Source organism: Pandoraea captiosa (assembly GCF_902459775.1).
Classification (GTDB): domain Bacteria; phylum Pseudomonadota; class Gammaproteobacteria; order Burkholderiales; family Burkholderiaceae; genus Pandoraea; species Pandoraea captiosa.
In genome coordinates this window covers 176,242-201,839 of sequence record NZ_CABPSQ010000009.1, presented here as the reverse complement: position 1 = coordinate 201,839, position 25,598 = coordinate 176,242, and the positions used below count along the sequence as shown (strand labels likewise).

The following is a 25,598-nucleotide window of genomic DNA, read 5'->3' as shown; positions in this document are numbered from 1 at the left end:
GGAGCAACGAGGGCGGCGAGGGTGGCGGGCACGACGATGGCCTCTCGCTCGCGACGAACGTCTCGGCGAGCAAGCGCGCTGCGCGCGGCTGGCGGGAGAGCGCTGCGTGAATTTCCGTTGGCTGCTGCGCGACACGCTGTTCGCGCGTCTGGCATGGTTGGGCATTGCCGTGTTGCTGGTGATGCATCTCGTGTGGAGCGCGCTGGTGTTCTATCAGCGCCCCCGTCAGCAAGTCGACGGCTTCGCGCGGGGGCTGCTCGTTGCCATCCAGAGCGTGGATCAGCGCGCCGTCGCCCCCGGCAGCCTCGCACCGCCCCACGGCCTGCGGCGCGTGCCCGTCTCACAGACGCCGACATTCTCCGGAGAAGTCGACGACGAACGCTCGACTCGCCTGCGCCACGAATTGCTCTCGCGCCTGCCGGAAGGCACGCAACTGCATATCGTCAACGACCGCAAGCGCGGCAACATTTGGGTGCTGCTCCCGCAGCATGACGAGTGGATCGTCATCGGCCTGGATTTGCCGCCCATGCCGCCGTTCGTGCGTGAGACGCTGGGCATTCTCATCGGCGCCGTGCTGCTGGCGTTGCTCGTCGCGTGGCAGATGCAGCGGCCCATCGCGCGGCTGGCGCACGCCGCACGTGTCATCGCGCGCGGACGCCGCCCGGCCCTGCTGCCCGAGCAGGGGCCGCATGAACTGCGAGACCTCACGCATGCGTTCAACGACATGGCCAAGCGTCTGGCCGAGGCGCAGGACAATCAGGCGATCATGCTCGCAGGCATTGCGCACGACCTGAAGTCGCCGCTTACGCGACTGCGTCTGCGTGCCGACCTGATCGACAGCGATGACTCGCGCGACGGCTTCGTTCGCGATATTGCGTCCATCGATCACATCGTCCAGCAATTTCTCGCTTACGCCCGTGATGAAGCCGACACCAGTCCGCTGGTCAACGTCGACGAATTTCTCCGGGAGCAATTCCCGGCGGATGACGCTGAGGAAACGCCAACGGTCGATGGGGCGCCTGCGCGCGCCCTGGCACGTGCGGACGCGCAAGACGACGCGTCACTCTTCGTCAGTCACCTGCGTGCGGGGCCCGGCTTCATGCTGCCGCGCACCTTGCTCGACCGTGTCATGTCCAACCTCGTCGACAACGCACTCGAACATGGCGAGCCGACCGTGCGGTTGGCGACATGGCGCGACGGCGACACGGGATGCATCGAAGTCAGCGACTGCGGCAAAGGCATTCCGGACGATCAGGTGGCGCTCGCCATGCGGCCCTTCGTACGGCTCGACGCGTCGCGCGGCGGCGAGGGCCATTGCGGGCTGGGCCTGTCGCTGGTGGTGCGGCTGGTCGAAGGCAGGGGCGGGGCGGTGCGTCTGGACAAATCGTCGGGCGGCGGGCTGCGTGTCACGCTGACGTTGCCGATTGCCCCGGCGAGCGAGTTTTCCGGCGCGGTTCAGTAAATCTCCGGCACGATGATCTCCGGCGGCACGGGGTGACGCATGTAGTCCTCGCTGCGCGCACGCTCGGGCAGCACGACCTGCGAGCGCTCCACGTCGTGATACGGCACTTGCTGGAGCAGGTGATGAATGCAGTTGAGCCGCGCGCGCTTTTTGTCGTCGGCCTGCACCACCCACCACGGCGCTTCAGGAATGTGCGTGCGTTCGAGCATGACTTCCTTGGCAACCGTGTACTTCTCCCAGCGGGTGCGACTCTCCAGATCCATCGGGCTCAGCTTCCACTGCTTGAGCGGATCCTGAATCCGGGCGAGAAAGCGCGCTTCCTGTTCTTCGTCCGAAATCGAGAACCAGTACTTCACGATCTGGATGCCGCTGCGCACCAGCATCTTCTCGAATTCAGGCACCGAGCGGAAGAACTCCTCGTATTCGTCCTGCGTGCAAAAGCCCATCACGTGCTCGACACCGGCGCGGTTGTACCAACTGCGGTCGAACAGCACGATCTCGCCGGCAGCCGGCAGATGCTGGACATAGCGCTGGAAATACCACTGCGTGCGCTCGCGGTCGTTCGGGGCGGGCAGCGCCGCAACACGACACACACGAGGATTCAGGCGTTGCGTGATGCGCTTGATCGCGCCGCCCTTGCCTGCGGCGTCACGGCCTTCGAAGATCACCACGAGGCGGTGACGGCTGCGAATGACCCAGTCCTGCAACTTGACGAGTTCGCCTTGCAGACGGAACAACTCCCGGAAATAGTGCAGACGGTCGTCGCGCGCCTGTGCGCTCAGATCGTTCAGCCCCGGCAGGCGAAGATCGTCGATCTCCATTTCGATCTCTTCGTCGTAGCTGTCGATCAGGTCATCCTGGAGGCGACGCGTGAGCATCGCGTCGTGGTCGGCGTCGGAATCGAATTTGGTCATGGCGACGATCTCTCTTACGGCCAGAAAACACGAGTAGGCCCAAAGGCGCTAGGACATGAAGGCGCGCAGGCACTACGGCACGAATGCCAGAGATGCCCCCTTATGTCCTCCTTATGCCCCCTTTCGCCCCCCTAACGTCCTACGCCGGGACCGACACGGCGACCCGGCAACTGGGGGGAATGGCGCGCCCGAAGGTGTGAACTCCAGTATGCGACGATTTTATGACACCAGCATGGCGTTGACGAATGGCGCGTATCGGAGTTCCCGGCAGCGCCCCGCAGGACGGCGCGTCGCCACCGATTCCGCCCCCTCCGGGCGGGCGCAATGACGCGCAGACTGTCACAAAAAAGACATATGACATTGTCATGATGGCAAGTCCCACCGAGCCGCGGTGCGAATCACGTCATTTTCCCCACGTTCGCCCGGATTGCGCGCATGTTCGCCGACTTAGTCCACAACGCTTACGGCTGCGATCAGGCTGGCCTGATCTACGGCTACCGCTTTACCGACGGCGAAGCGCCGCAACCTGTCGACTCGGGCGAAGCGCTCGCGTGGCTCATGAAAGGCGAGCGGGCCGAGGGCTTTCTCTGGCTGCATTTCAACTTCGCACACGCTGCGTGCGAGAAGTGGCTCAAGGCGCAAATGCGGCTGCCCGACGAGTTCTACGAAAGTCTGGGCGAGGGATCGCGCTCCACGCGCATCGAGCATTCCGACGACTGGCTGCTCGCCGTCATCAACGATGTCATCTTCGCGTTCGATATTGCGCAATCGGAGATTTCGACGCTGCGTGTCGCCGCCAACGCGCGTCTGCTCGTCACGGGCCGCGTAAAGCCGCTTCGCTCCATCGACAAATTACGTGCGTCCGTCAAACGGGGCGATGCATTTCGCACACCGCTCGCGCTGCTCGTGCATTTGCTGCGCGATCAGGCCGATGTCCTCGAACGTATCGTGCGAGAGACAAGCCGCCGTGTGGATATCGTCGAAGACCGCTTGTTGCAACAACGCATCGAGAGCAATCGCGTCGACCTGGGATCGTTGCGTCGCGTGCTCGTACGTCTGCAACGACTGCTCGCGCCGGAACCGGCAGCGCTCTTTCGGCTGCTGAGTCGCCCGCCGGTGTGGGGGCATGCGGAGGACGTGCAGGAATTCCGTCAGGCGACGGAAGAATTCGCGGTGGTGCTCAACGACCTCTCGGCACTGCTCGAACGGATCAAGCTGCTACAGGAGGAAATCGCGGCCATGGTCAGCGAGCGCACGGAGCGCACGATTTACACGCTCACCGTGGTGACCGTGCTCGCCTTGCCGATCAACATCGTGGCCGGGTTCTTCGGGATGAACGTGGGCGGCATTCCGCTTGCCGATCATCCGCATGGCTTCTGGGTGCTCGTGGCTATCGTGGCCACGGGCACGGCGGCCGCCGGCTGGTGGGCGTTCCGGCGGCGACCGGACTGAACGCCTCAGTCCTCCACTGGCCGCCACCGTCGATCGGGGCGCCGTCAATCTCGGCGCCGACCACGCGTCAGTGCCAGAACTTCATCAGCACCGTCGCGATCACGACCATTCCCGCCCCGCCGATGCGCGTGGAAATCTGTGCGAACGGCATGAGCCCCATGCGATTCGACGACGACAGGATCGCCACGTCGCCCGTGCCGCCGAGTCCGCTGTGGCAGGCCGTGACGATGGCCGACTCGACCGGGAACATCTTGAGCCACATGCCGACGAAGAACCCCGAGACCACCATCGCGATCACCGTCGCTGCGCAAATCACGAAGTAAGCGGTGGAGAACGCGCCGACGAGCTTGTCCCACGAAACGAATAGCGTGCCGAGGCCCACAAGAATCGCGAACGTCAGATTCGTCGACATGAACTTGTACATCTGATACGCGCCTGTTTCCATGCTGGCCGGAATCACGCGCGCCACCTTCATCACGGCTGCGGCGACGATCATGAGCACTGGGCCGGGAATGCCGGTGAGCGGAGCCAGCAACGCGCCGAGAATGAATAGCGTGCAGGCGAGCAGAAGGCCATGCCCCATGAGCCGCAGGTCGAGCGCTTGCGCCTCGCTTTGCCCTTCGAGCAGCGCGCGATCTTCACCGCTGCGCACGAGCATGCCGTTGCCGTTGTAATGCGCATGCTTCTCGCCGAAACGTTTGAGCAACCCTGCCGAGAGAATCGCCACGACGTTGCCGATCAGTGCAGCAGGCACCATCGTTGCGATCAGATGGCCCTGCGCTTCGCCCGTAATTTCCGAGTAGCCGATCGACAACGGCAGAATGCCCTCGCCAATGCCGCCGCCGAGAATCGGCATCACGATGAAAAAGAACGTATGCCGCGGGCTGAAGCCGAACAGCAGACCGGCGAGACAACCGGCTGCAATCGCGGCGAGCGTGCCGATGAGCAGCGGCACGAACATCTTCAGAAAGCCCTGAATCAGAATCTTGCGATTCATGCCGAGCATGCTGCCGGCGACCAGACAGGCGATGTAGAGATATTGCAGATTCGCCGTCTTCATCGTGACGGTGATCGCCTTGAGCATCGCGTCGTCCATCAGACCGTTGCCCAGCAGTGCGGCGGGCACGAACAGGCAAAGAATGGCAGGGCCGCCGATGTGCCGGAACCCGGGAATGACGCCGCCGATTTCACCCAGCAGCATGCCGGCGATCATCAGCACCGCGAAGCCGCCGATCATGTCGGCCGGCAGGCGCCCGGTGAGTGCGGCCAGCCCCGTGATGGCGGCGATGGCGACGAACATCGGCAGCGGCGCGCCGCCGATGGTGAGCGCCGTCCAGCGGGAAGGGCCCGAAGGGTTGGCAGCACCGGGGGCGTTCGATGCCTCGGCATGGGTGGGGGATGTACCGGCGAGCGGGGACCCGCTCGCCTGAGCGCTTTGGCTTTCCATGGTTGTCTCCTGAAAGGTCTTGAATCCGGCCGTCGTGTGAGCGCTTGCTGCGCCTCTTCTCAGGCCGTGCGTTGCTGCCGGGGCAGATCGATCTGCATCCAGGGGGCGTCGTCGCGATGGCGGGCTTCGAAGGCGGCGATCGCATCGCGGTCGCGCAGCGTCATGCCGATCATGTCGAGGCCTTCCATGAACATGTGCTTCTGGCGCGGCGGCAGATCGAACGCGAACGTCTGTCCGTTCGCCGCGACCACCTGCTGACGCTCGACGTCGATGGTCAGCAGGCTTTGCGCGGGATCGTCGATCAGCTCGGCGAGCGTCGCCACGTCGGCAGGCGCCAGGCCGATTAGCAGCAGGCGGTTGTTGAGCGCATTGAAGTAGAAGATCTCGCCGAAGCTCGGCGCGATGACGGCCTCGATGCCCGCCTGTTGCAAGCCCCACACCGCGTGCTCGCGACTGGAGCCGCAACCGAAGTTCGCGCCGCCGACCAGAATGCGTGCGTCGCGATAGGCCGGACGATTGAGCACGAATGTGGCGTCGGGCGTGCCGTCGGCAAGCGTGCGCAGGTCGTAGAGCACGCCGCGCGCGAGGCCGGATTTGTCGATGCCGAGCAAAAACTGCTTGGGCATGATCTGATCGGTGTCGAGATTGTTCAGCGGTAGCGGCGCGGCAATGCCGACGACGCGCGTGTGCTTAGCCATGAGGGATCTCCTTGCGAATGTCCACGATGCGCCCGGCGAGCGCTGCTGCGGCGGCCATGGCCGGACTCATCAGATGCGTGCGTGCGCCGCGTCCCTGACGTCCTTCGAAATTGCGGTTGGTGGTCGAGGCGCAACGCTCGCCCGGCTTGAGAATGTCGTCGTTCATCGCCAGGCACATCGAGCAGCCCGGCTGACGCCATTCGAAACCTGCATCGGTGAGCGCGGCCGCGATGCCTTCTCGCTCTGCCTGATCGCGCACCCGGCCCGAGCCGGGCACGACCATCGCGCGCACGCCGGAGGCGACCTTGCGACCGCGCACGATGTTGGCGATCGCGCGCAGGTCCTCGATGCGCGCATTGGTGCAGGAGCCGATGAAGACATGATCGATGGGCAGGCCGTCGAGCGACTGCCCCGCGTCGAGGCCCATATAGCCAAGCGCCTTCGACGCACTGTGTCGCTCGGTCTCGTCGTGCGGCAGCCCGGGAATCGGGGCGTCGATCGCAATCGCCTGATCGGGGCTGGTGCCCCACGTGACGAAAGGTGCGACATCGGCGGCGTCGAATCGGTGCGTGACGTCGAACACGGCGTCGTCGTCCGAGCGCAGCGTCAGCCAGCGCGCCATGGCAGCGTCGAGCGCCACGCCGGAGATATCCCTGATGTGGTCGCCGACGTATTGCAGCGTCGTGGCGTCGGGAGCAATCAGCGCGCCGCGCGCGCCCGCTTCGACCGTCATGTTGCACAACGTCATGCGCGCCTCTGCAGACAGCGCTTCGATGGCCGGGCCGGTGAATTCGACGACGAAGCCGCGCGCGCCTTGTGCGCCGATGCGGGCGATGATGTAGAGCACCAGATCCTTCGATGTCGTGCCGCTCGCGAGCGCACCGTCGACGTGTATGCGCATGTCGTGCGCCACGCGGTAGATGAGCGTCTGCGTTGCCAGCACGTGCTCGACTTCCGAGGTGCCGATACCGAATCCCAGGGCGCCCAGCGCCCCATACGTGGTCGTGTGGCTGTCACCGCAAAGCACCACCATACCGGGCCGGATCAGACCGAGTTCGGGCGCGACAACGTGTTCGATACCCTGCTCGGGGTCCGTCACGTCGAACAGATGAATGCCGTGCTTCTCGCAATTGCGCGTGAAGTTCGCGGCCTGATGCGCGGCGGCGTCGATCACGATGGTGCGCTTGCCGACCGGCACGGGATGCGTCGGGATCACGTGGTCCACGATGCCCATCTGTTTCTCCGGGCAGCGCACGGGCAGCCCTTTCTCGGCGAGCCCGGCGAAGGCCTGCGGGCTTGTGTACTCATTCATGATGTGCAGATCGGCATAGAGCGCGACGTGCTGCGCATCGACGTCGAAGACCGTATGGCTTCGCACGATTTTTTGATAAAGCGTCTGTCCCATGGGGGCACTCCACGAAATGGGGCGGGGCGGTCGTCGAGTTCACCGTCGTCGACAGGCGTTGCGACCTTGTGTGGAGTCTAATTCGTTCATAGAATCGTAAAATGCATATTCGCTTAACCTACTTTTAAGTTGAATTTAATAATGGATGCCATTGCCGACCTGGAGTTCTTCGCGCGACTGGTGACGTTGGGAAGCCTGTCGGCGCTGGCGCGCGATCTGGGGGTGACGCCGCCTGCCATTAGCGCGCGGCTGAGCCAACTGGAGCGTCGGCTGGGGGTGAAACTGCTTAACCGCACCACACGGCGCCTTGCCATGACGCACGAAGGCGAGCTGTACCTTGGCACGGGGTCCCGGATTATCGAACAGGTGCACGAGCTCGAACGCATGGTGTCGAGCAGCCGGGATCTGCCGCGCGGATTGCTCAAGGTGAACGCGACGTTCGGCTTCGGACGCCGCCACGTCGTCCCGGCGTTATCGGTGTTTCGCGAACAGTACCCGGACGTCGAAGTGCAACTGGATCTGACCGACCGGCCGATGAATCTTGCCGAGTTCGCCTTCGACGTCGGCATCCGTTTCGGCGAGTTGCCGGATCAGCGTGTGGTAGGGCGTCGGATTGCGGCCAACCGACGTCTGGTGTGTGCATCGCCCGCGTATCTCGCACGGCATGGTGTGCCGCAGGTGCCGGACGACCTGCGCAATCATCTGTGCATCGTGCTGCGCGAAAACGATACGGCGTACGGCACCTGGCACTTCACCAAAGGCAAGCGCCATGAAACGGTGAAGGTGCACGGCGTGATGAGCAGCAACGACGGTGAGGCCACGTTGCGCTGGGCGCTCGACGGGCACGGGATACTGGTCAGATCCGAGTGGGATGTGCGGGCCGCGCTTGCGTCGAAGGCGCTCACGCCATTGCTAAGCGACTGGGCGCTGCCTGCGGCGGATATCTATGCGATCTATCCGGAGCGCCTCAATCTCTCGGCGAAGGTGCGGATCTTCGTGGACTTCATGGAGCAGTATCTGGCGCGCGAATTACATCGGGACGGCGCCGGTCACGCGCGTGGCATCGCCTGATTCACCCCTGGAATCCTGTCTACCGTCGCCAGCACCGCTTCCGGCGTGATTTCGCGCGTGCATTCGAAGGCGCGTTGCGTGCCTTTGTGTCTCGGGCAGAAGTGGAAGTCGTCGTGGTTGTAGCGAATCGCGGGGTCGTGCCAGCAGCCGGTGCACACGTCGGTGTTGATGACGCGATACGGTGTCGCGAATTCGTTGTGCGGCAGCGTGAAGCCGGAGATGACGACCGTTGGCGCGCCCATGGTCCAGGCGAGCCATGACAGTCCGCTCGACAAGCCGATGAAGGCGCTGGCGTGCATCAGCCAGCGCGCACGCTCGGTCAGCGGCAGATCGCCCGTGGCGTCGATGGCGCCTTCCGGGATCGATTGCCAGAAGTCGTGCTTGCCGTTGCGTGGTTTCTGGTCGATGCACACCACCTGCAAGCCGCGCTCGCGCAAGCCCGCCACGACGGCATCCCAGCCGCCCGGCCGGTTCCAGTACTTGCACTGCGCCGTGCTCTGTACCGCGATACAGACGTAGGGATCTGCCATCGGGCGCGATACGTCCGGCAGCGCCGTCTTCGCCGTCGACTCGGCATCGTCGACACCGAGTATGTGGGCTGCCGTGCGATGCAGACCCGTCTGGCGGAAGTCACGGGGCTGTTGTGTCAGTTCCTTGTCGTCGAAGAACAGGCCGACGTTGTACGTCGCGTAGTACTTGCGCCGCTCGACCTTGTCCTGTGAGAGGAATTCGACGTGCGGATAGGCGTCGCGGAACAATGCCGCCACCGCCGGGGTGACCACGCATGCCAGCCGGCACCCGTGCACGTCGGCAAAACGCAGCGCATACGGCAGCCAGCCCAGTACGTCCCCCAGTGCGGCCAGCGGGAACTGAACGAGCACGTCCTGATCGCGCAGATCGAAACGGTGCTCGAAGACCACCACGTCGTTGAGCCAGATCGTGATACCGCAAGGCGTGTAGTACTTGGTCGGGCTGCGCACCACGCCGGAGGACAGGGCGACGTCGGCGAGGGGGCGGCCGTCGCGCAGATCGCTGATGCGCACGCGCCACGGCAACGGCTGACCGAAGTCGGGAATGACCACGCGCGCACCGTCGTTGAAATCGAAGCGCAACCCCGCCGGACCGACTTGTGTCGGCAGCAGCGCGGGCGCCAGAAAAATCTGATGAGGGGACGGCGCAAATGGCGTCACCGGCGGTAAGGTGCCAGCAGACGGCGTGTGCGTTTCGGAAGGGGGCGAGACAGCGTCGTTCATGGACGACACCTTACGACGGACGTGCCTCGGCCAATTGCATGGGAAGCGAGCCGAAAAGGCCGTATTTCGCGAAATTCACCGGTTTTGACGCCAAATGACCTTTCCGCACCTTTCCGAACGTGTTGGTGCGCTGGTGAGTCAGGATGTCCCCGTCATCGTGCGGTACTGGGTGCGCAACGCTTCTGTAAAGAGCCGGTGCGTCTCGCGCGGGTTTTCACGACGTGTGAACATCGCGACGGGCGGAAGCGTCCAGGTGAGCGACCACGGCACGATGGCGACGCCTGCGATTCGAACCAGTTCTTCGGCAATGTCGGCGGGTAGCAACGACACCGCGCGCTCGCTGCTGGCCAGCAGCTCCCCGGTCAGGCGCGACGAAAAGCTCTCTACCACGGGCACCGGCGGGACCACCCCGGCATGCAGGAACAGATCGGAGAGCTGGTCGCGCATTGGCGTGTTCGGTGCGCCCATCACCCAGTCGAGTTCCGCCAGTTGTGCCCACACCGGCGCGCTTCGCCCGAGTCGCGCCGCCAGACGACGGCTCGCGACCACGCGCGGCATCTGGTGGTGCAGCACTTCGAACTGCACCTGCGTGAGATCGACGTTTGCCGCCGCGCGGGCGATCACCACGTCGAGCGTGTGATCCCGAAGCTGGGCCATCAGCGATTCGCTGGTGCCTTCGTGCAGGGTGACGGTCAGGCGTTGAGGAATCCGGGCGAGCGTCTGCTGAATGGCCGCGGCCAGCGTCGTGCCGGAAACGTACGGAATCACGCCGACCTGCAAGCGCGCCGCATGACCGGCCATTACGGCTTCGATATCGCGGGTCAGGTGGTCCAGATCGTGCACCATGGCCTGCGCCCGGGCCAGCACCACGTCGCCCAGCGGCGTGGGCGTCATGCCGCGCGGCGTGCGGTCGAACAGCGGGCCGCCGAGCATGCTCTCCAGCTCGGCGAGAGCGCTCGTGACGGCCGGCTGGCTGGTCGCCATATGCTCCGCCACCCGCGTGAGCGAGCCGTGCTGCTGAATCTGCAACAACAGCACAAGATGCTTCATCTTGAGCCGCGTCGTCAGCCGCCGGATCACTTCTCCCGTATCGAAAGGCACCGCCGCCATCTGTCCCCAATCCTCTGAAACCCCCGATGCTCGGGGCTTATAACGAAAACATGATGCCCCCATAGTAATTCAGAATCGCCCCCCGCTGGCGGCTCCCTAGAATGGCTCCACCTCTGATCGCCACCGGCGGTAGCCGTCACCAGAACGGTTCGCGGCGCTTGCCAGAGTCGAGATATCAGCCGAGACATCCAACGAGGACGACATTGCCATGAGCAACAGCAACGATCACCAGGCCGCCCTGGAATATCACCAGTTCCCGACCCCGGGCAAGATCTCCGTGACGGCCAGCAAGCCGCTCGTCACGCAGCGCGATCTGGCGCTGGCCTACACCCCGGGCGTGGCCATCCCGTGTCAGGAAATCGCCGCCGACCCGTCGGCGTCGTTCAAGTACACCGGTCGTGGCAACCTCGTTGGCGTGATTACCAACGGCTCGGCCGTGCTGGGGCTGGGCAACATCGGCGCGCTCGCCTCCAAGCCGGTCATGGAAGGCAAGGCCGTCCTCTTCAAGAAATTCGCCGGGATCGACGTATTCGACATCGAGATTACCGAGAGCGACCCGGACAAGCTGGTCGACATCATCGCCAGCCTCGAAGCCACCTTCGGCGGCATCAACCTCGAAGACATCAAGGCGCCGGAGTGCTTCACCGTCGAGCGCAAATTGCGCGAGCGCATGAAGATCCCCGTCTTCCACGACGACCAGCACGGCACCGCCATCACGGTCAGCGCCGCGTTCATCAACGGTCTGAAGGTGGTCGGCAAGGACATTCGCGAAGTGAAGGTCGTGACCTCGGGCGCCGGCGCGGCAGCCCTCGCGTGTCTCGATCTGATGATCGACCTCGGCCTGCCCATCGAGAACATCTGGGCGACGGACATCGACGGTGTCGTGTACGAAGGCCGTGTGGCCAGCATGGATCCGGACAAGGCCCGTTTTGCGCAGAAGACGGACAAGCGCACGCTTGCCGAAGTGATCGACGGTGCGGACGTGTTCATTGGCCTGTCGGCGGGCGGCGTACTCAAGCCCGAAATGCTCAAGACGATGGCCGCGCGCCCGCTGATTCTGGCGCTTGCCAACCCGACGCCGGAAATCTTCCCGGACGACGCACGCGCTGTGCGTGAAGACGCCGTGCTCGCCACCGGTCGCTCGGACTTCCCGAACCAGGTCAACAACGTCCTGTGCTTCCCTTACATCTTCCGCGGTGCGCTCGACGTGGGCGCCACCACGATCACGCGCAACATGGAAATCGCTGCCGTGCACGCGATTGCCGGTCTGGCGCAGGAAGAAGTGAATGACTCCGTGGCGAACGCCTATGGCGCGTACGACCTATCGTTCGGGCCGGAATACCTGATTCCGAAGCCGTTCGACTCGCGCCTGATCGTGCGCATTGCGCCGGCCGTGGCGCGTGCCGCCATGGAAGACGGTGTGGCCACGCGTCCGATCGCCGACTTCGACGCCTATGCCGACCAGTTGCAACAGTTCGTGTACCACTCGGGCGCATTCATGAAGCCGATCTTCTCGGCGGCGAAACAGTTCGTTCGCGATGGCGGCAAGTCGCGCATCGTGTTCGCCGAAGGTGAAGAAGAGCGTGTGCTGCGTGCGGTGCAGGTCATCGTCGACGAGAAGCTGGCGCGTCCGATTCTCGTGGGCCGTCCGGAAGTGCTGCTCGCGCGCATCGAAAAGTTCGGCCTGCGCCTGCGTCTGGGCGAAGACGTGGAAGTCACCAACCCGTACTACGACGAACGCTTCCACCAGTACTGGACCAGCTATTGGGAACTGCGTTGCCGCGACGGCATCACGAAGGAGATGGCGCGCGTGGAAATGCGCCGCCGCCTCACGCTGATCGGCGCGATGATGGTCCGTCTGGGCGATGCCGACGGCATGATCTGCGGCACCGTGGGCGCGTACCACGACCACCTGCGATTCGTCGATGAAGTCATCGGCAAGCAACCGGGGGCGAACACTTACGCGGCGATGAACATCCTGCTGCTCGACAAGCGCACCGTGGCGCTCGTCGACACGCACGTCAACGACGATCCAAGCGCCGAGCAGATTACCGAGTTCACGCTGGCCGCTGCCAAGCAGATGTCGCGTCTGAACCTCAACCCGAAGGTCGCGTTGCTCTCGCGCTCGAACTTCGGCTCGGGCAGCGCCGCGTCGGGCACGAAGATGCGTCGCGTGCTGGACATGGTGACGGCGCAGGCGCCGGACCTCGAGATCGACGGCGAAATGCATGGGGATTGCGCACTCGACGAAGCGCTGCGCAGCCGCATCCTGCCGCATTCGAAACTCAAGGGCGCGGCCAACCTGCTGGTATGCCCGAACGTCGACGCCGGCAACATCGCCTACAACCTGCTCAAGACGGGCGCCGGCAGCAACGTGGCGGTCGGTCCGTTCCTGCTGGGCGTGGGGGCGCCGGTCAACGTGCTGACGTCGAGCTCGACGGTGCGACGCATCATCAACATGACGGCGCTCACGGTCATCCAGGCCAATCGCGACTGAAGTCCACCCGGCGCTGGTGCTCCGGGAGGTTTTCCGGGGCGCGACGCCGGTCGCGATGCGCCAGACGACGCACGCGCCGCAGGTAACCGGCGGCGCTTGCCAGCCCCGGAGAGCCAGGCAGCAGCATCGACGCGATGCACTGCCAGGCTCGCCGGGGCTTCGTCGTTTTGTCTTCCGGATCTTTTGCCTGTGGGTGTAGCGGTTTGCCCAGCAGGGCCGTGCAAAGCCATTCGAGCGCACCGCACATCACGAAATAGATGAGCGCAACGAACGCGAACACCTCGGCGGGATAGACCATCAGCCGGCTATTGACCTGCGTGGCGAGAAACGACAGCTCGGCCACGCCGACGATGTAGGCGAGCGAGGTGTCTTTCACCAGAGAAATCCACTGATTGATGAACGATGGCGTCATGATGCGCAGCGCCTGCGGCAATACGACGTGGCGCAGCGCCTGACCCCGCGTGAGTCCGAGCGACATTCCCGCTTGCCATTGGGCGGCGCCCACGCCGCGAATCCCGGCGTAGACCGTATGCGAGAGATACGCGCCGCCGATCAGCGCAAGCGCGCAGGCGACGGTAGCCAGTCCGGGAACGTCGACACCGAACAGAATCGGCAGCAGGAAGTACGTCCAGAAGATCAGCATCAGCACGGGTATCGCGCGAAAGAAGCCGATCACGAAGGTCAGCACCCAACGCAGCGGCCCGCCCAGCATGGCAAGCGCAATGCCGCCTGCGAGCCCCAGCACGCCAGACGCTATCGCACTCACCGTGGCGAGCACGAGGGTGAGCGCGGCGCCCGAGAGCGGCCCGTCGGGAAAGTTGCCCCACAGCAGGTAAGGCAGGTTGTCGAGTACGGCGGAGAAGTTCATGGGCAGCGAGAGGTGTCGGCGCGCGAGATCAGCGCGAAGGCGCGGCGGCGTGGCGATGCGTCGTGGCCATGCTCACGGCCTCGATCAGGGCGATGGCGCCGATGTAGAGCAGCGTGGCCACGCCAAACGCCTGAAACGTCTTGAACGTCTCCGTCTCCACTTGCCGCGAGGCATAGGAGAGTTCCGCCAGTCCGATGGCCATGGTCAGCGACGAGTTCTTCACCACGTTCATGTACTGACCGAAGAGCGGCGGCATGGCGATGCGCACGGCTTGCGGCAATACCACGTGACGGAAGATGGCGAATCGGCTCAGGCCGAGCGCGGCAGCGGCGTACATTTGCCCCGCAGGCACGCCACGCAGACCGGCGCGGATTTCTTCGCCGATGAACGCCGTCGTGTAGATCGTCAAACCGACGAAACCGGCAAGCGTTTCCAGCGTCGGCCAGCGAATGTCGAACAGCACCACGTGCCAGACGTGCGCTTGGGAGAGCCATTGCACGGCACTCGACGGCAACAGGGCAGCCACGCCGAAATACCAGAAGAAGAGCTGCACGAGCAGCGGGGTGTTGCGCATGAGCGCGACGAAGGTGGCGGCGGGGCGTGCGAACAGGGGGCTGTGCGCATTGCGTGCGACGGCGAGCACGAAGCCGAGCAATGTCGCAGCGGCACTCGCCGCGAGCGCAAGCGCGAGTGTGACACCGAAGCCGCTCAGCAGCCAGCCGAGATACTTCGGGGCGAGCCAGTCGATCATGACGAAGGTTTCCATGCAGAACGTCAAATGCCGGGCACGCATGGGGCTCTCATCCCATGCGCCCCGGCCAGGCCGACGGGCAAGCGTCAGGCGTTGGACGAAAGCCTGCTCAGGCCTTGTCGCCGATCTTGAACAGGCGCGGCAATGGCTGCGGCGACTTCGGACCGAACCAGCGGTCGTAGATGTTGGCGGCGGTGCCGTCCTTCTCCAGATCGCGCAACGTATCGTTGACGAACGCCGTCAGGCGCGGCTCGCCCTTGGGCACGCCAACCCCCATGTAGTCGTTCGAGATCGTGAAGGCGGGGATTTCGTAGTTCTGCTTGTCCGGCACGTTGGCGAGCAGACCGACGAGCTTCGGACCGTCCTGCGTGATCGCCTGCACGGTGCCCGTGCGCAATGCGGCGAATGCGAAGGGCGTGTCGTCGAATGCCACGATGGTGGCCTTCGGGAATTTCTCGCGCAGCGTGATTTCGTTGGTCGTGCCCTTGTCGGCACCGATACGCAGCGTGTTGATCTGGTCGGGCGACGACAGCGTGCCCTTCTTCGCCAGGAACTGCTGACCCGAGGAGAAGTAAGGAATGCTGAAGTCGACTTGCTTGGCGCGTTCCTCCGTAATGGTGAAGTTGGCCAGCACGAGATCGACCTTCTTCGACGTGAGGAACGGGATGCGGTTGGCCGGGTTCGTCGGTTGCAGCTCCAGCTTTACGCCGAGCTTGTCGGCAAGGGCCTTGGCGTAGTCGACATCGAGACCGACGATCTTGTGCGATTTCGCGTCCACATAGCCGAAAGGCGGATTGCTGTCGAATGTCGCGACGCGCAGCACACCGGCTTTCTTGATGTCGTCGAGCTTGTCGGCGTGGGCGGCCATCGGCGCGAGCGCGGCGATGGAGAGCAGGGCGGCGGCGAGGGAAGAAACAGCGAAGCGTGCGCGTGGTGAGTGAGTCTTGTTATGCATGGCCTGTTGGGCTCCGTTTTCGTTGATCCGTGTGTGTCCCGAAATCGTCGACACTTGAGCGGACAGACGTCGACGGGGACCCTGGCTGCGGGTAGCAGCGAGCGGATGACAACGATAACGGCGGGAACGCGTATGCCCAACCAACCGATTTTTCTTAGCAAAACGCCGGTGCAGATAAGCACCGGCGTTTCGGGAGGGTATGACGGTTTTGCGCTTGCATGCTGCCGCAAGCGCACGTCAGATGGTGACGGTCATCCGTGATAACGGTCGTGGTCATGATCGTGATCGTGGCCGCGATTGTCATGATGATCCGGGCCACCGCGATCCCATCCGCCACGGTTCAGTTCCCAGCCATGCGGACCCTGATGCCAGGCCGGTGCGCGATAGGCGTAGCCCGGCCGTGCGCGCTCCCAGTGGCCGTCGCGCCACGCATGGCGATGACCGTCCCAATCCCAGTATCCCGGGGCCCAGACATAGCCCGCACGCGGCGGCGGGACTGGCTCGTAACGCGGCGCAGGCGGCGCGCCAATGCTGATCGATACGCCCACCTGGGCATGGGCGGGCGCCACGGCAACGCCGCCGAGCGTGGCAGCAACAAGTGCGATGGTCAGTGTCAGTTTTTTCATGTTCGCCCCCTTGGAAAGCAAAGTGTTGGTACGCCTTCATCGTACGAGGGGACGCGTCGATGACGAAGCTAATAGTCGTAAGAAAGTGTTGAAAGTGTTTCGTGACATACCGCCGGAGTCCGCATGAACAAAGGATCCGGCGACACTGGCAGGCAGTCGGTATTGTCAGTGTCGCCGTCACGACATGCGCGGTGCGAGCAACGTGGGTCAGCGATGTTTGCGAACGATCAAAGCGCCGGTGCGCGCTGGTGCCGATACTCCTGCGTGCGTCCACCGTAGCCATAGGCGGCGGCGCGGGCATCGATCACGTGGATGTACGAGCACTCGTGAACGTTGCCGAGAATCCCCGAGAGCGTTTCGAATACCTGCGCGATGAAGCGCGCCTTTTCGGCTTTCGTATTGGTCTCGTCCGTCACGCTGATGTCCAGGTGAAATGCGTTCTTGCCCTGCTCGGAGAGGGGGGCGCCGCCGATGAACCAGCGCTCGTGAGGAATGTAGTCCACGGTCACGGCAATCACTTCCGGGGCCTTGTGCAGTGTGTCGACCGTCAATTGCGATACGGCGCGAACGGCCTGGCGGGAGAGCGTGTCATCGGGCGTGCCCGAGAGTTGAAGAACGATGTGCGGCATGGTGGAAACTCCTGAAAAAAGATAGTCGTTGAGGACAGCCGTTGAGGTGTCGAGGAAGACAACGACTCCAGTCTAGGGAGAGGTTTGACATCGGAAAAGCGGGAATATACGATTTCATCCATCGGTTTCATTAATGGATATCGCCATGGCCCCTGGATTCGATTTCGATCAGTTGCGAACTTTCGTTGCGGTGGCGGAGGCGGGAAGTCTCTCGGCTGCGGCCCCGCGAGTGTTCTTGTCGCAGTCCTCGGTGAGCGAGCAGATGCGAAAGCTCGAAGAGCGCGTGGGCGTGACCTTGTTCACACGCGGCAAGCAGGGCGTGTCGACAACGCCGGCGGGCGAGCGCCTGCTCGGACATGCGCGTCAATTGATCGCTCAGTCCGAACATGCCTGGCACGACGTGCGCGGGTTTTCGCTGGCCGGAGAACTGCGACTTGCCATTACGGACTACTTCCGTCCGGGCGATGTGGCCCGCATGCTGCGGCACCTTGGCGTCGCGTATCCGTCATTGCGGATCCACGTGACGATTCTCAAGAGCGGTGTGATCGAGAGCGGCTACGAGACGGGAGATTTCGACATTGGGCTGTCGATGCGGGTGCTCGGCAAATCGCTTGGGCGCGACGCCGTGGCCGGTACGCGCACGCTGGGGCGCGAGTCGCTCGATTGGGTCGCGGCGCCTGATTTCGTGCTCGACACCAACGCGCCGTTACCTTTGCTGGTGCTGCCGGACACCTGCGCGCTGCATCGCTTCACCACGCATTGGCTCGACGAACATGACGTGCCTTACACGATTGCGCACGTGGCGTCGGGCGTAGCCGGATTGCAACTCGCGTTGAACGCCGGGCTCGGGGTGGCATGTCTGAATGCATCGGCCGCGGGGCCGTCGCTGGCGCGCATCGCTTCGCTGATGCCTGGCCGACGCTTGCCACCGCTGCCGGAGGCCGAATTCCATCTATTGCCTGCGCGTCGCGGCGAGCCGGAGTGGGTCACGCAGGCGCGCGACGCGCTCGCAGAACAATTGAGCGCGTCCGCCGGCGTTACAGCGCGTTGATCGGAATCTTCAGATAGCGCGTGCCGTTCGCTTCCGGCGCGGGCATGTCGCCTGCCCGGATGTTGACCTGTACGGCGGGCAGGATCAGCGTCGGCATGTCGAGCGTACGGTCGCGCGCTTCGCGCATGGCGACGAAGGCGTCTTCGTCGATGCCGTCATGCACGTGGATGTTCGCGCGGCGCTGCTCGCCCACCGTGGTCTGCCAGTTGGCGGCGCGCCCGGCGGGCGGGTAGTCGTGACACATGAAAAGGCGCGTTGACGCCGGCAGCGACAGCAAACGGCGAATCGAACGGTACAGCGTGTGGGCATTGCCGCCGGGGAAGTCGCAGCGCGCGGTGCCCACATCCGGCATGAAGAGCGTGTCGCCGACGAAGACCGCATCGCCCACGCGATACGCCATGTCGGCGGGTGTGTGGCCGGGCACGAACAGCGCCTCGGCCTGCAACGCGCCAATGGCGAACGTCTCCCCGTCCTCGAACAGATGGTCGAACTGCGACCCGTCGGGCGGCACGTCGGCGCCGAGGTGGAACAGCTTCTTGAAGACGTGCTGCACGTCGCGGATGTGGGCGCCGATGGCGATGCGCCCGCCGACACGCTCCTTGAGCCAGCGTGCCGACGACAGGTGGTCGGCGTGTGCGTGCGTCTCGAGAATCCAGTCGATGGTGAGTTTTTGGGCGGCGACGAAGTCGAGGACTCGCTCCGCAGAGCCGGTGTGCGTGCGCCCGGCCTTCGGGTCGTAGTCGAGTACCGGATCGATGATGGCCGCGCGTCCGCCCGGGGTATCGAAAACGACATACGTCACCGTGGAAGTCGCGGTGTCGAAGAAGGCTTCGATGTGTGCTGGCGTGGCTGACATGACCGGCTCCTGCAAAAGTTTATCGATTCATATATTATAAATCAGTAAAGTGTCAGCGATATGCGTGACATTTCGCAAACGGGCGCGGCATCTCGTCGCGCCTCGTTGCTTGTCGTTGCCTCTCGCTGCCTCTCGCTGTCTCTCGTAGCTTCTTGCCGTTTCTTGTCGCTTTCTGATTTGCATCGATCCTGCCATGCCACGAGCCACCGCGCTATCCCCTGTTCGCGCCGCTGTGCCGCACGACACTGCCGTGCCGCTGGACATTGCGCGTCTGCGCAGCGCCGCGCAGGACGCGACGGCATTGCTGCGCGCCCTCGCCAACGAAGACCGTCTGCTGATTCTGTGTCAGCTCACGCAGGGCGAGCTGTCCGTCGGCGAACTGCAGGCGCAACTCGATATCCGTCAGCCGACGCTCTCCCAGCAACTCGCCGTGCTGCGCAGCGAGGCCCTGGTCACGACGCGACGTGACGGCAAACGCATTTACTACGCCGTGGCCGATGGCGCGGTACGCGCCGTGCTCGCCTGCCTTTACGAACAATTCTGTCCGAAATCCTGATGGCGTCACGGAGGCCGCTGCGATGACACTCGATACCCTGAATTTCACGCCTTGGGCGTCGCTCGCCGGCGGTTTGCTCATCGGCGTGGCCGCCGTCTGGCTGATGCTGTCCTCGGGACGCATCGCCGGCATTTCCGGTATCGCGGGGGGGCTGTTGCGCCCACGCGCGGGCGACGTCGGCTGGCGCGTGGCGTTCGTCGTGGGGCTGATGGCCGCGCCTTGGGTGTACCGCGCCGTGACCGTTGTGCCCGAAGCACAGGTCGACGCCAGCACCACGATGCTCATCGTGGCGGGAGGGCTCGTCGGCATCGGCACGCGCCTCGGGTCGGGCTGCACGAGCGGCCACGGCGTATGCGGCCTGTCGCGATTGTCGTGGCGCTCGCTCGTCGCCACCGTCTGCTTCATGGCGACGGGCTTTCTGACGGTCTACGTCGTGCGCCATATGCTCGGCATTGCCGGTGTCGGAGGTGCTGTATGAAGAAGCTCGTTTTCGCTTGGGTCGGTGGGCTTGTCTTCGGCCTGGGACTGATTCTGGCGGGGATGGCGAATCCGGCCAAAGTGCTTGGGTTTCTCGATGTGGCAGGCAAATGGGATCCGTCGCTCGCGTTTGTCATGGGCGGGGCGATCGCCGTCGGCTTCGTCGGGTTTCGCTTGGCGCGCACGCGAGCGCTGGCCTGGACGGGCGAGCCGCGTGTGTGGCCGTCGGCGGGTACCGTGGACAAGCGACTGGTGATCGGTGCGTTGCTGTTCGGCGTGGGCTGGGGGATCGCCGGTATCTGCCCCGGCCCGGCCCTGGTGTTGCTCGGCGCGGGCTCGGGCAAGGCACTGTGGTTCGTCGTGGCCATGGTCGTCGGCATGGCCATTCATGCCGTCGTCACCCGGTCGGACACCCGATAAAAAAACGGCATGCCCTTGCGGGCCGAGCGCCCGCTCAGTGCCTGCGCGCCAGTTCCGTTCCTGCGTCGGCGGGCAATTGCCGCGTCACGGGAATCGAGAGCAGCGAGAACAGACCGATCACCAGAAATGCCGGAAGGAAGTCACTCGCGACCAACTGGTCGTGGCCGGCCAGCCGGCTGCTCGCCTGCAAGACCATTCCTGAAATCGTCACGCCCAACCCCAGCGACAACTGTTGCACGACGCTAGCGAGACTGGTGGCCCGACTCGCGTCTTCGCTGGCGATGTCCGCGTACACGATCGAGTTCAGGCAGGTGAATTGCAGCGACGGGAAGAATCCACCGAAGGCCACGACGGCGAGCATCACGATCACCGGCGTGTCGTGCGTGAAGAGGCCGTAAGAGGCCAGCGCCAGCCCCGCCAGCGCGGCATTGACGATCAGCACGCGTCGGAAGCCGAATCGCGCCAGCACGCGCTGCGCAATCGCCTTCATGAAGATCGCGCCGAACGCCGATGCGCAGGTAATCATGCCGGACTCGAACGGGTCCATATGCAGGCCTTCCTGCAACGCCAGCGGCAGCAGGAAGGGCACGGCGCCCAGACCGATACGAAAGAGGGAACCGCCGACGACGCTCGCATGGAACGTGGGAATGCGCATGAGCCGGAAATCGAGCAACGGCGTCTCCACCCGGTTGGCATGCCGCCAGTAGGCGTAGAGAAACACCGCGCCGAGCACGCACATGGTGATCACAACGGTGTCGCTGACCTGATGCTCGCCGACCATCGCCAGGCCGAGCATGAGCAGACCGCTGCCGAGCGCGGAGAGGACGAAGCCGCGTGTGTCGAGACGTCCCGCGTCGCCACCGCGTTCGTTGTCGATGTATTTGCCTGCGAGGTAGATGCCGAGCAGACTCACCGGAATGTTGATGAAAAAGATCCAGCGCCAATGAAGATAGGCGGTGATGGCGCCGCCGAGCGGCGGGCCGATGACTGGCCCGAGCAGCGCCGGCATCGTCAGGTAGCCGATCGCCTTGACCAGTTCGTGTTTGGGTACGGCGCGGAAGATGACGAGGCGTCCCACGGGCACCATCATGGCGCCGCCTACGCCTTGCAGAAAGCGTGCAAAGACGAACGTCGGCAATGAAAACGACACGGCACACAGAATCGAGCCGACCATGAAAATGCCGATGGCCGTTCGGAAGACGTTGCGTGCCCCGAACCGGTCGGAGACCCAACCGCAGATGGGGATGAAGATGCCGAGGCCCACCACATAGGCGGTCAGCGCCATCTTCAGTGAAATCGGATCCTGATGCAGGTCGCGCGCCATGGCGGGCAGCGACGTGGTGATCACCGTGGCGTCAATGTTCTCCATGAACAAGGCGCAGGCGATGATGAGGGGGATGATGACGGCGCGCGACACGATTGGGGGGAGACGGCTGGCGCAAAGATTCGGATTCTCCCACGTTTTAAGCGGGCGCTTCAATCGCTGCGGTTCAGCGGACCAGATCAGCGGCATCGAGCCGGTAGAGCACGTGCCGCCGCAGGCGATGGCCGGGGGGAACCAGCGGGTGCAGGAAGTCTTCCTCCGGGCAATGGCGCATGCCGATGCGCTCCATCACCGCGCGGGAGCGAACGTTGCCGGGGACCGTGAAGGACACGAGATCGTTCATGTTCAGCGTATCGAAGGCATACCGCGCGGCGGCCGTGGCGGCTTCCGTCGCGTATCCCTTGGACCACCACGCCCGCGCCAGTCGCCATCCGATCTCGACGGCGGGCGCAAACGGTGCGTCAAAACCCACGCGCATGAGGCCCACAAAGCCCGCGAACGGCGTGACCCCCGGGATTTCCAGAGCCCACGGACCGTACCCGTGGGTCTCGATGTGCTGCGCCAGACGTTGCGCCACGGCGTCGCTTTGCGCGCGGTCGAGCGTCGTCGGGAAATGCCGCATGACCTCGCGATCGGCATTGAGCGCGGCGAACAGCGGCAAATCGTCCGAGCGCCACTGGCGCAGAATCGTGCGCTCGGTGGCAATCGATGGGGCCGTGGTATCGAAAGGCGAGGGCGAACCGGACGTTGTTGTCGATGTCGTCATGCGTTCAAATCCATAGGGAATCAACTCTAATTCCGACCGATAATCGGGTATCACGATAAATCAGTGAAAGCTTAATTAGACCGAAAATCGCTGATGTATCACGTGAAAAGCCTTGCTGCGCGGCGTTTTGACACGGATTGGCATGCCGGCGAATTCGCCTATCTTACGAAAACTTCCTGGATTCGTGAAAACGGATTGACGTATGAGTTTGACGTATACGTCAACGTATTTCGGAAGTGTCCTCGTCTGCCGATTTATTCCTGTCACGATTCCCGATCGTCCTCGAAATATCGGGCTGCCGAAGATGTCGTCGTGCCGCGCTTACACCGAACGCAATAGCGCACGAAAGCGTTCATTGGGACGAACGCGGCGGGCTGAGATCGCGAACTCCCGAGTCATTGACGAATTCCGTGGAATCTTCCAACTAAATCCCCCCCTTACCTTATCCGTAAATTGCGGCGTCCACGTAAGCATTGTCCGAATGGTTACAGTGATTCGGATAACCGAATGATCGTGGAATGATCGGAATGCAATTAAATATTTGTGATCGTATATTCTGGCGCGTCGAATCATGCGTGAAGTTGGCCTGACGGAATGTTCGCCTGTGAGGCGAAGAAAGCTTTCCGTGTCTTGCATGCATGAAGCGTGAACTAATCACGCCGCGTGGACTCCTGATCAACCGCCGGTGAAGCCCACGCGTATTGCCGGGGAAATTGACTTCTCGGGCAGACGATATTCGCTGGATTATCGCCGTAGCGCATGTGGCGGTAATCCATATTGATGCCCAGTTTGTGTGCATTGTCTGAAGTGTCGCTCGGACAATTCAATGCGATTTGTGTGTCCTCAGACTCATTTGCCGGAAATGCGGTTTTCAATTTATTAAAACTCGTGCTATTTTAAGTGGCGATCCATTTTTAACAATGTAAGGACACGCCAGATGGCAAGCTATAAGGAACTGGTCGCGCAACGCGACAAAATCGAAAAGCAGATCGAAGAGGCCCGTGCCCGTGAAGTGGCTGAGGTCATTGCCGCCGTCAAGCAGAAGATCCAGGAGTACGATCTCACTGCCAAGGATCTGGGTCTTGCCACGTCGGACGGCCGCCGCCGCGCCGTTCGTGCGCAAATCGCTCCGAAATACATGAATCCGGCTACCGGCGAAACGTGGTCGGGCCGTGGCCGCGCGCCGAAGTGGGTCGGGAAGAACAAAGAGAAATTCCTGATCAAGTAATTCGCCGGCGTGAGCCGGACTGGCATTGCCGGTCACATGCCAGGGAGGTTGGGGAGCTAACGTCGCTGTGTCTCACCCGCACAGCACCTTGCCGTCTCCATCGTGTCCCTGAGAGCAGTAAAGCGCAGCCCAGTAGTCGCATTGCCCCCCAACCCGGATCGCCTGGCTGTGGCTTGATGTGATGCAATGCCGTAAAAGATAAAACCCGCCGTTCGATCATCGACGGCGGGTTTTTTCATTGGCTGGGAATTGCGCCGGCGGTGCGTACTGACCGCTGCGAGTTCTGTGTTCGGCTTTGGGCGTCCGGCCGTGGAGCGAGGCGTTATTCCGCCCCCGGATCGTCCGGCGGGAACATCAGCGTGACCTGCAAACCGCCCGAGGGACGGTTGGCGAAGGACACGCGGCCACCGAGTTGCTGGGTGAGCTTGTCGACGATCGCGAGCCCCAGGCCGCAGTGCGCGTTGCCGCCGCGCGCCGGATCCAGACGCACGAAGGGCCGCACCACACGGTTGATGTCCTCATTGGGAATGCCGGGGCCACTGTCTTCGACGACGAGGCGCCAGCCCCCCGCGTCTTGTGAGGTACGGATCGCGAGCGGCGCGCGTCCGTACGTCACCGCGTTATCGAGCAGATTGTTCACGATGCGCTCGAGATAAGTCTGACGCAGCTTGAACCCCGGCCCCGCCTGGAGATCGAGCTCGACTGCGTAGCCCTGATCGAGGAACGGGGCGGCAAGCGCCGGGAGCCGGGCCTCAACGGGCGATGCAGCGCTATCGAGTTCCACGCCACGCGCGAAGAGCAAGAACTGATCGACGATGCGAGTCATCGATTCGGCATCGCGGGTGATACCTTCGCTCATCTGCACATCGTCGAGCATCTCTGCACGCAGTCGCAGGCGCGCGAGCGGTGTCTTCAGATCATGTGCGATGCCCGCGAGCATCGTATTGCGTTCACGGTCGGTCTGCACGATGTCCTGGCTCATGCGATTGAAACGCTCGGTCAGCTGGCGCAGTTCCAGCGGGCCACGCTCCTTGACCTGCGTTCGAACGCGATGGGTCGCCAATTGTTCTGCCGCGGCGGCCATGTCGCGCACCGGGCGTTGCAACTGCCACGCGGCGAAGAGCGCGAAGATTACGGTGATGCCGAGCACGGCCGCCAGCCCGGGAAGGATCGTGGCGGTTCCGGGCGGGTTGCGCACGGACAGGATTGGCGTGGCGATCCAGTAGTCGCGGTCCGGCAGCCGGGCCCAGATGCGCGGCGGCGGCGTGTGCTCGACACGCAATTGCGTGCCGGCCGGCAGGCGGCGCGCGAGCTCGGTCGTCAGGCGCGCGCTCTTGTTCGCGGGCTCGAACACGTCGCCATGCGCGAACGAGACCGGCACCACCTGCACGAGGTCGGGCAGTGTGAGGTTCGAATTGCCCTCATGGACTTCGGATGCCGCCTTGATGATGAAGGCCATCTGCTCGGCAGCATTCTGCACGCGTGTGTCGTCGTGATCGCTGCGAAGGATCGTGAGATAGGAGAAGTGGCTGATGACCAGCGCGGCGATGATCAGCAAGGCGAGCCGGCCGAACAGCGTATCGAAGCGGCCTTTCATGCGGCGCTCCGCGACCGGGCCGTCGGTGCTATCGGAACGGCTTGCACCGGCTGAGCGAATGAAAACGATATCGGCTGCATGCCAGAGTCCTTGCCAGACCGGGAAGTGGCGTCTTCGAACGGAACGACGGCGACACCGCACCCGAGGTCGGTGCGGCACGTCACACACGTATCGAATAGGGATTG

Annotated in this window: 23 protein-coding genes and 1 pseudogene; 9 read left to right on the top strand and 15 right to left on the bottom strand. The window is 63.6% G+C overall.

The window, feature by feature from the left end:
• Positions 1-106: 106 nt before the first annotated feature.
• Positions 107-1,462, top strand: a complete 1,356-nt coding sequence (locus tag PCA31118_RS20540; RefSeq protein WP_246190347.1) for an ATP-binding protein — start codon at positions 107-109, stop codon at positions 1,460-1,462.
• On the opposite strand, the gene ppk2 is transcribed toward PCA31118_RS20540, so the two are convergent.
• Positions 1,456-2,376 (bottom strand): polyphosphate kinase 2, encoded by a 921-nt coding sequence (gene ppk2, locus PCA31118_RS20535; protein ID WP_072617578.1) that lies wholly within the window; start codon positions 2,374-2,376, stop codon positions 1,456-1,458. The genes PCA31118_RS20540 and ppk2 overlap by 7 nt on opposite strands.
• 435 nt (positions 2,377-2,811) lie before the next feature.
• On the opposite strand from ppk2, the gene PCA31118_RS20530 reads away from it, so the two are divergent.
• A complete protein-coding gene (locus tag PCA31118_RS20530) occupies positions 2,812-3,828 on the top strand; it encodes a transporter (RefSeq protein WP_150626905.1) in 1,017 nt (338 codons plus the stop codon).
• Between the two features lie 67 nt (positions 3,829-3,895).
• On the opposite strand, the gene PCA31118_RS20525 is transcribed toward PCA31118_RS20530, so the two are convergent.
• The 3 genes from PCA31118_RS20525 to leuC are packed head-to-tail and all read right to left on the bottom strand — an operon-like array spanning position 3,896 to position 7,378.
• Positions 3,896-5,275, bottom strand: a complete 1,380-nt coding sequence (locus PCA31118_RS20525; protein WP_150626904.1) for a 2-hydroxycarboxylate transporter family protein — start codon at positions 5,273-5,275, stop codon at positions 3,896-3,898.
• Positions 5,276-5,334: 59 nt separating this feature from the next.
• Positions 5,335-5,973, bottom strand: a complete 639-nt coding sequence (gene leuD / locus PCA31118_RS20520) for a 3-isopropylmalate dehydratase small subunit (RefSeq protein WP_150626903.1) — start codon at positions 5,971-5,973, stop codon at positions 5,335-5,337.
• Entirely contained in the window at positions 5,966-7,378 is a 1,413-nt protein-coding gene (leuC, locus tag PCA31118_RS20515; protein ID WP_150626902.1) for a 3-isopropylmalate dehydratase large subunit, read from the bottom strand. Before leuC ends, leuD begins: the two co-directional genes overlap by 8 nt.
• A 141-nt stretch (positions 7,379-7,519) precedes the next feature.
• On the opposite strand from leuC, the gene PCA31118_RS20510 reads away from it, so the two are divergent.
• A complete protein-coding gene (locus tag PCA31118_RS20510; RefSeq protein WP_150626901.1) occupies positions 7,520-8,449 on the top strand; it encodes a LysR family transcriptional regulator in 930 nt (309 codons plus the stop codon).
• Here PCA31118_RS20510 and PCA31118_RS20505 read toward each other — a convergent pair.
• Positions 8,428-9,702 (bottom strand): autotransporter strand-loop-strand O-heptosyltransferase, encoded by a 1,275-nt coding sequence (locus PCA31118_RS20505; RefSeq protein ID WP_150626900.1) that lies wholly within the window; start codon positions 9,700-9,702, stop codon positions 8,428-8,430. The two genes, PCA31118_RS20510 and PCA31118_RS20505, sit on opposite strands and share 22 nt — an antisense overlap.
• Before the next feature lie 138 nt (positions 9,703-9,840).
• Complete coding sequence (locus PCA31118_RS20500; RefSeq protein ID WP_044458414.1) at positions 9,841-10,803, bottom strand: LysR family transcriptional regulator; 963 nt, start codon at positions 10,801-10,803, stop codon at positions 9,841-9,843.
• 217 nt (positions 10,804-11,020) lie between these two features.
• On the opposite strand from PCA31118_RS20500, the gene PCA31118_RS20495 reads away from it, so the two are divergent.
• Positions 11,021-13,309, top strand: coding sequence for an NADP-dependent malic enzyme (locus PCA31118_RS20495; RefSeq protein WP_150626899.1), 2,289 nt, complete (start codon positions 11,021-11,023; stop codon positions 13,307-13,309).
• 148 nt (positions 13,310-13,457) lie between these two features.
• On the opposite strand, the pseudogene PCA31118_RS20490 reads toward PCA31118_RS20495, so the two are convergent.
• The 5 genes and pseudogenes from PCA31118_RS20490 to PCA31118_RS20470 form a co-directional block, all read right to left on the bottom strand.
• A pseudogene (locus PCA31118_RS20490) lies at positions 13,458-14,177 on the bottom strand (amino acid ABC transporter permease); the annotation flags it as partial.
• Positions 14,178-14,205: 28 nt separating this feature from the next.
• A complete protein-coding gene (locus PCA31118_RS20485; protein WP_246190346.1) occupies positions 14,206-14,970 on the bottom strand; it encodes an amino acid ABC transporter permease in 765 nt (254 codons plus the stop codon).
• Between the two features lie 67 nt (positions 14,971-15,037).
• Positions 15,038-15,796: an ABC transporter substrate-binding protein gene (locus PCA31118_RS20480; protein WP_246190355.1), complete on the bottom strand. Its 759-nt coding sequence runs from the start codon at positions 15,794-15,796 to the stop codon at positions 15,038-15,040.
• A 338-nt stretch (positions 15,797-16,134) separates the two neighbouring features.
• The gene (locus tag PCA31118_RS20475; protein WP_150626896.1) at positions 16,135-16,509 is read right to left on the bottom strand and encodes a YXWGXW repeat-containing protein; all 375 of its coding nucleotides are present in this window, start codon (positions 16,507-16,509) and stop codon (positions 16,135-16,137) included.
• A gap of 227 nt (positions 16,510-16,736) precedes the next feature.
• Positions 16,737-17,138: a tautomerase family protein gene (locus tag PCA31118_RS20470; RefSeq protein WP_044456801.1), complete on the bottom strand. Its 402-nt coding sequence runs from the start codon at positions 17,136-17,138 to the stop codon at positions 16,737-16,739.
• A gap of 145 nt (positions 17,139-17,283) precedes the next feature.
• On the opposite strand from PCA31118_RS20470, the gene PCA31118_RS20465 reads away from it, so the two are divergent.
• Entirely contained in the window at positions 17,284-18,189 is a 906-nt protein-coding gene (locus tag PCA31118_RS20465; RefSeq protein WP_246190345.1) for a LysR family transcriptional regulator, read from the top strand.
• Here the strand turns inward: PCA31118_RS20465 and PCA31118_RS20460 are convergent.
• Positions 18,176-19,045 (bottom strand): MBL fold metallo-hydrolase, encoded by an 870-nt coding sequence (locus PCA31118_RS20460; protein ID WP_150626894.1) that lies wholly within the window; start codon positions 19,043-19,045, stop codon positions 18,176-18,178. The genes PCA31118_RS20465 and PCA31118_RS20460 overlap by 14 nt on opposite strands.
• A gap of 193 nt (positions 19,046-19,238) precedes the next feature.
• On the opposite strand from PCA31118_RS20460, the gene PCA31118_RS20455 reads away from it, so the two are divergent.
• Genes PCA31118_RS20455 through PCA31118_RS20445 form a run of 3 tightly spaced genes read left to right on the top strand, consistent with a single transcriptional unit; the run spans position 19,239 to position 20,498 of the window.
• The gene (locus PCA31118_RS20455; RefSeq protein ID WP_150626893.1) at positions 19,239-19,601 is read left to right on the top strand and encodes an ArsR/SmtB family transcription factor; all 363 of its coding nucleotides are present in this window, start codon (positions 19,239-19,241) and stop codon (positions 19,599-19,601) included.
• Positions 19,602-19,623: 22 nt separating this feature from the next.
• Entirely contained in the window at positions 19,624-20,079 is a 456-nt protein-coding gene (locus tag PCA31118_RS20450; RefSeq protein ID WP_150626892.1) for a YeeE/YedE family protein, read from the top strand.
• Positions 20,076-20,498, top strand: coding sequence for a YeeE/YedE family protein (locus tag PCA31118_RS20445; protein ID WP_150626891.1), 423 nt, complete (start codon positions 20,076-20,078; stop codon positions 20,496-20,498). The genes PCA31118_RS20450 and PCA31118_RS20445 overlap by 4 nt, the downstream gene beginning before the upstream one ends.
• A gap of 34 nt (positions 20,499-20,532) precedes the next feature.
• Here PCA31118_RS20445 and PCA31118_RS20440 read toward each other — a convergent pair whose 3' ends face one another.
• Together PCA31118_RS20440 and PCA31118_RS20435 are read right to left on the bottom strand one after the other, a co-directional pair.
• Positions 20,533-21,915 (bottom strand): MFS transporter, encoded by a 1,383-nt coding sequence (locus tag PCA31118_RS20440; protein WP_150626890.1) that lies wholly within the window; start codon positions 21,913-21,915, stop codon positions 20,533-20,535.
• Positions 21,916-21,988: 73 nt separating this feature from the next.
• A complete protein-coding gene (locus tag PCA31118_RS20435; protein WP_150626889.1) occupies positions 21,989-22,588 on the bottom strand; it encodes a GNAT family N-acetyltransferase in 600 nt (199 codons plus the stop codon).
• Positions 22,589-23,525: 937 nt separating this feature from the next.
• Here PCA31118_RS20435 and PCA31118_RS20430 point away from each other — a divergent pair.
• Positions 23,526-23,816, top strand: coding sequence for an H-NS histone family protein (locus PCA31118_RS20430; protein ID WP_044456797.1), 291 nt, complete (start codon positions 23,526-23,528; stop codon positions 23,814-23,816).
• Positions 23,817-24,138: 322 nt separating this feature from the next.
• Here the strand turns inward: PCA31118_RS20430 and PCA31118_RS20425 are convergent, their stop codons facing one another.
• The gene (locus PCA31118_RS20425) at positions 24,139-25,413 is read right to left on the bottom strand and encodes an ATP-binding protein (RefSeq protein ID WP_150626888.1); all 1,275 of its coding nucleotides are present in this window, start codon (positions 25,411-25,413) and stop codon (positions 24,139-24,141) included.
• Positions 25,414-25,598: the final 185 nt, after the last annotated feature.

Bases quoted from the DNA above. Each gene is read 5' to 3' on its own strand.
- ppk2 (WP_072617578.1), bottom strand. From the start codon at position 2,376: ATGACCAAATTCGATTCCGACGCCGACCACGACGCGATGCTCACGCGT.
- leuC (WP_150626902.1), bottom strand. From the start codon at position 7,378: ATGGGACAGACGCTTTATCAAAAAATCGTGCGAAGCCATACGGTCTTC.
- PCA31118_RS20480 (WP_246190355.1), bottom strand. From the start codon at position 15,796: ATGGCCGCCCACGCCGACAAGCTCGACGACATCAAGAAAGCCGGTGTG.
- PCA31118_RS20430 (WP_044456797.1), top strand. From the start codon at position 23,526: ATGGCAAGCTATAAGGAACTGGTCGCGCAACGCGACAAAATCGAAAAG.
- PCA31118_RS20435 (WP_150626889.1), bottom strand. From the start codon at position 22,588: ATGACGACATCGACAACAACGTCCGGTTCGCCCTCGCCTTTCGATACC.
- PCA31118_RS20510 (WP_150626901.1), top strand. From the start codon at position 7,520: ATGGATGCCATTGCCGACCTGGAGTTCTTCGCGCGACTGGTGACGTTG.
- PCA31118_RS20485 (WP_246190346.1), bottom strand. From the start codon at position 14,970: ATGCGTGCCCGGCATTTGACGTTCTGCATGGAAACCTTCGTCATGATC.
- PCA31118_RS20470 (WP_044456801.1), bottom strand. From the start codon at position 17,138: ATGCCGCACATCGTTCTTCAACTCTCGGGCACGCCCGATGACACGCTC.
- PCA31118_RS20455 (WP_150626893.1), top strand. From the start codon at position 19,239: ATGCCACGAGCCACCGCGCTATCCCCTGTTCGCGCCGCTGTGCCGCAC.
- PCA31118_RS20465 (WP_246190345.1), top strand. From the start codon at position 17,284: ATGGCCCCTGGATTCGATTTCGATCAGTTGCGAACTTTCGTTGCGGTG.
- leuD (WP_150626903.1), bottom strand. From the start codon at position 5,973: ATGGCTAAGCACACGCGCGTCGTCGGCATTGCCGCGCCGCTACCGCTG.
- PCA31118_RS20505 (WP_150626900.1), bottom strand. From the start codon at position 9,702: ATGAACGACGCTGTCTCGCCCCCTTCCGAAACGCACACGCCGTCTGCT.
- PCA31118_RS20525 (WP_150626904.1), bottom strand. From the start codon at position 5,275: ATGGAAAGCCAAAGCGCTCAGGCGAGCGGGTCCCCGCTCGCCGGTACA.
- PCA31118_RS20445 (WP_150626891.1), top strand. From the start codon at position 20,076: ATGAAGAAGCTCGTTTTCGCTTGGGTCGGTGGGCTTGTCTTCGGCCTG.
- PCA31118_RS20460 (WP_150626894.1), bottom strand. From the start codon at position 19,045: ATGTCAGCCACGCCAGCACACATCGAAGCCTTCTTCGACACCGCGACT.
- PCA31118_RS20450 (WP_150626892.1), top strand. From the start codon at position 19,624: ATGACACTCGATACCCTGAATTTCACGCCTTGGGCGTCGCTCGCCGGC.
- PCA31118_RS20475 (WP_150626896.1), bottom strand. From the start codon at position 16,509: ATGAAAAAACTGACACTGACCATCGCACTTGTTGCTGCCACGCTCGGC.
- PCA31118_RS20530 (WP_150626905.1), top strand. From the start codon at position 2,812: ATGTTCGCCGACTTAGTCCACAACGCTTACGGCTGCGATCAGGCTGGC.
- PCA31118_RS20425 (WP_150626888.1), bottom strand. From the start codon at position 25,413: ATGAAAGGCCGCTTCGATACGCTGTTCGGCCGGCTCGCCTTGCTGATC.
- PCA31118_RS20495 (WP_150626899.1), top strand. From the start codon at position 11,021: ATGAGCAACAGCAACGATCACCAGGCCGCCCTGGAATATCACCAGTTC.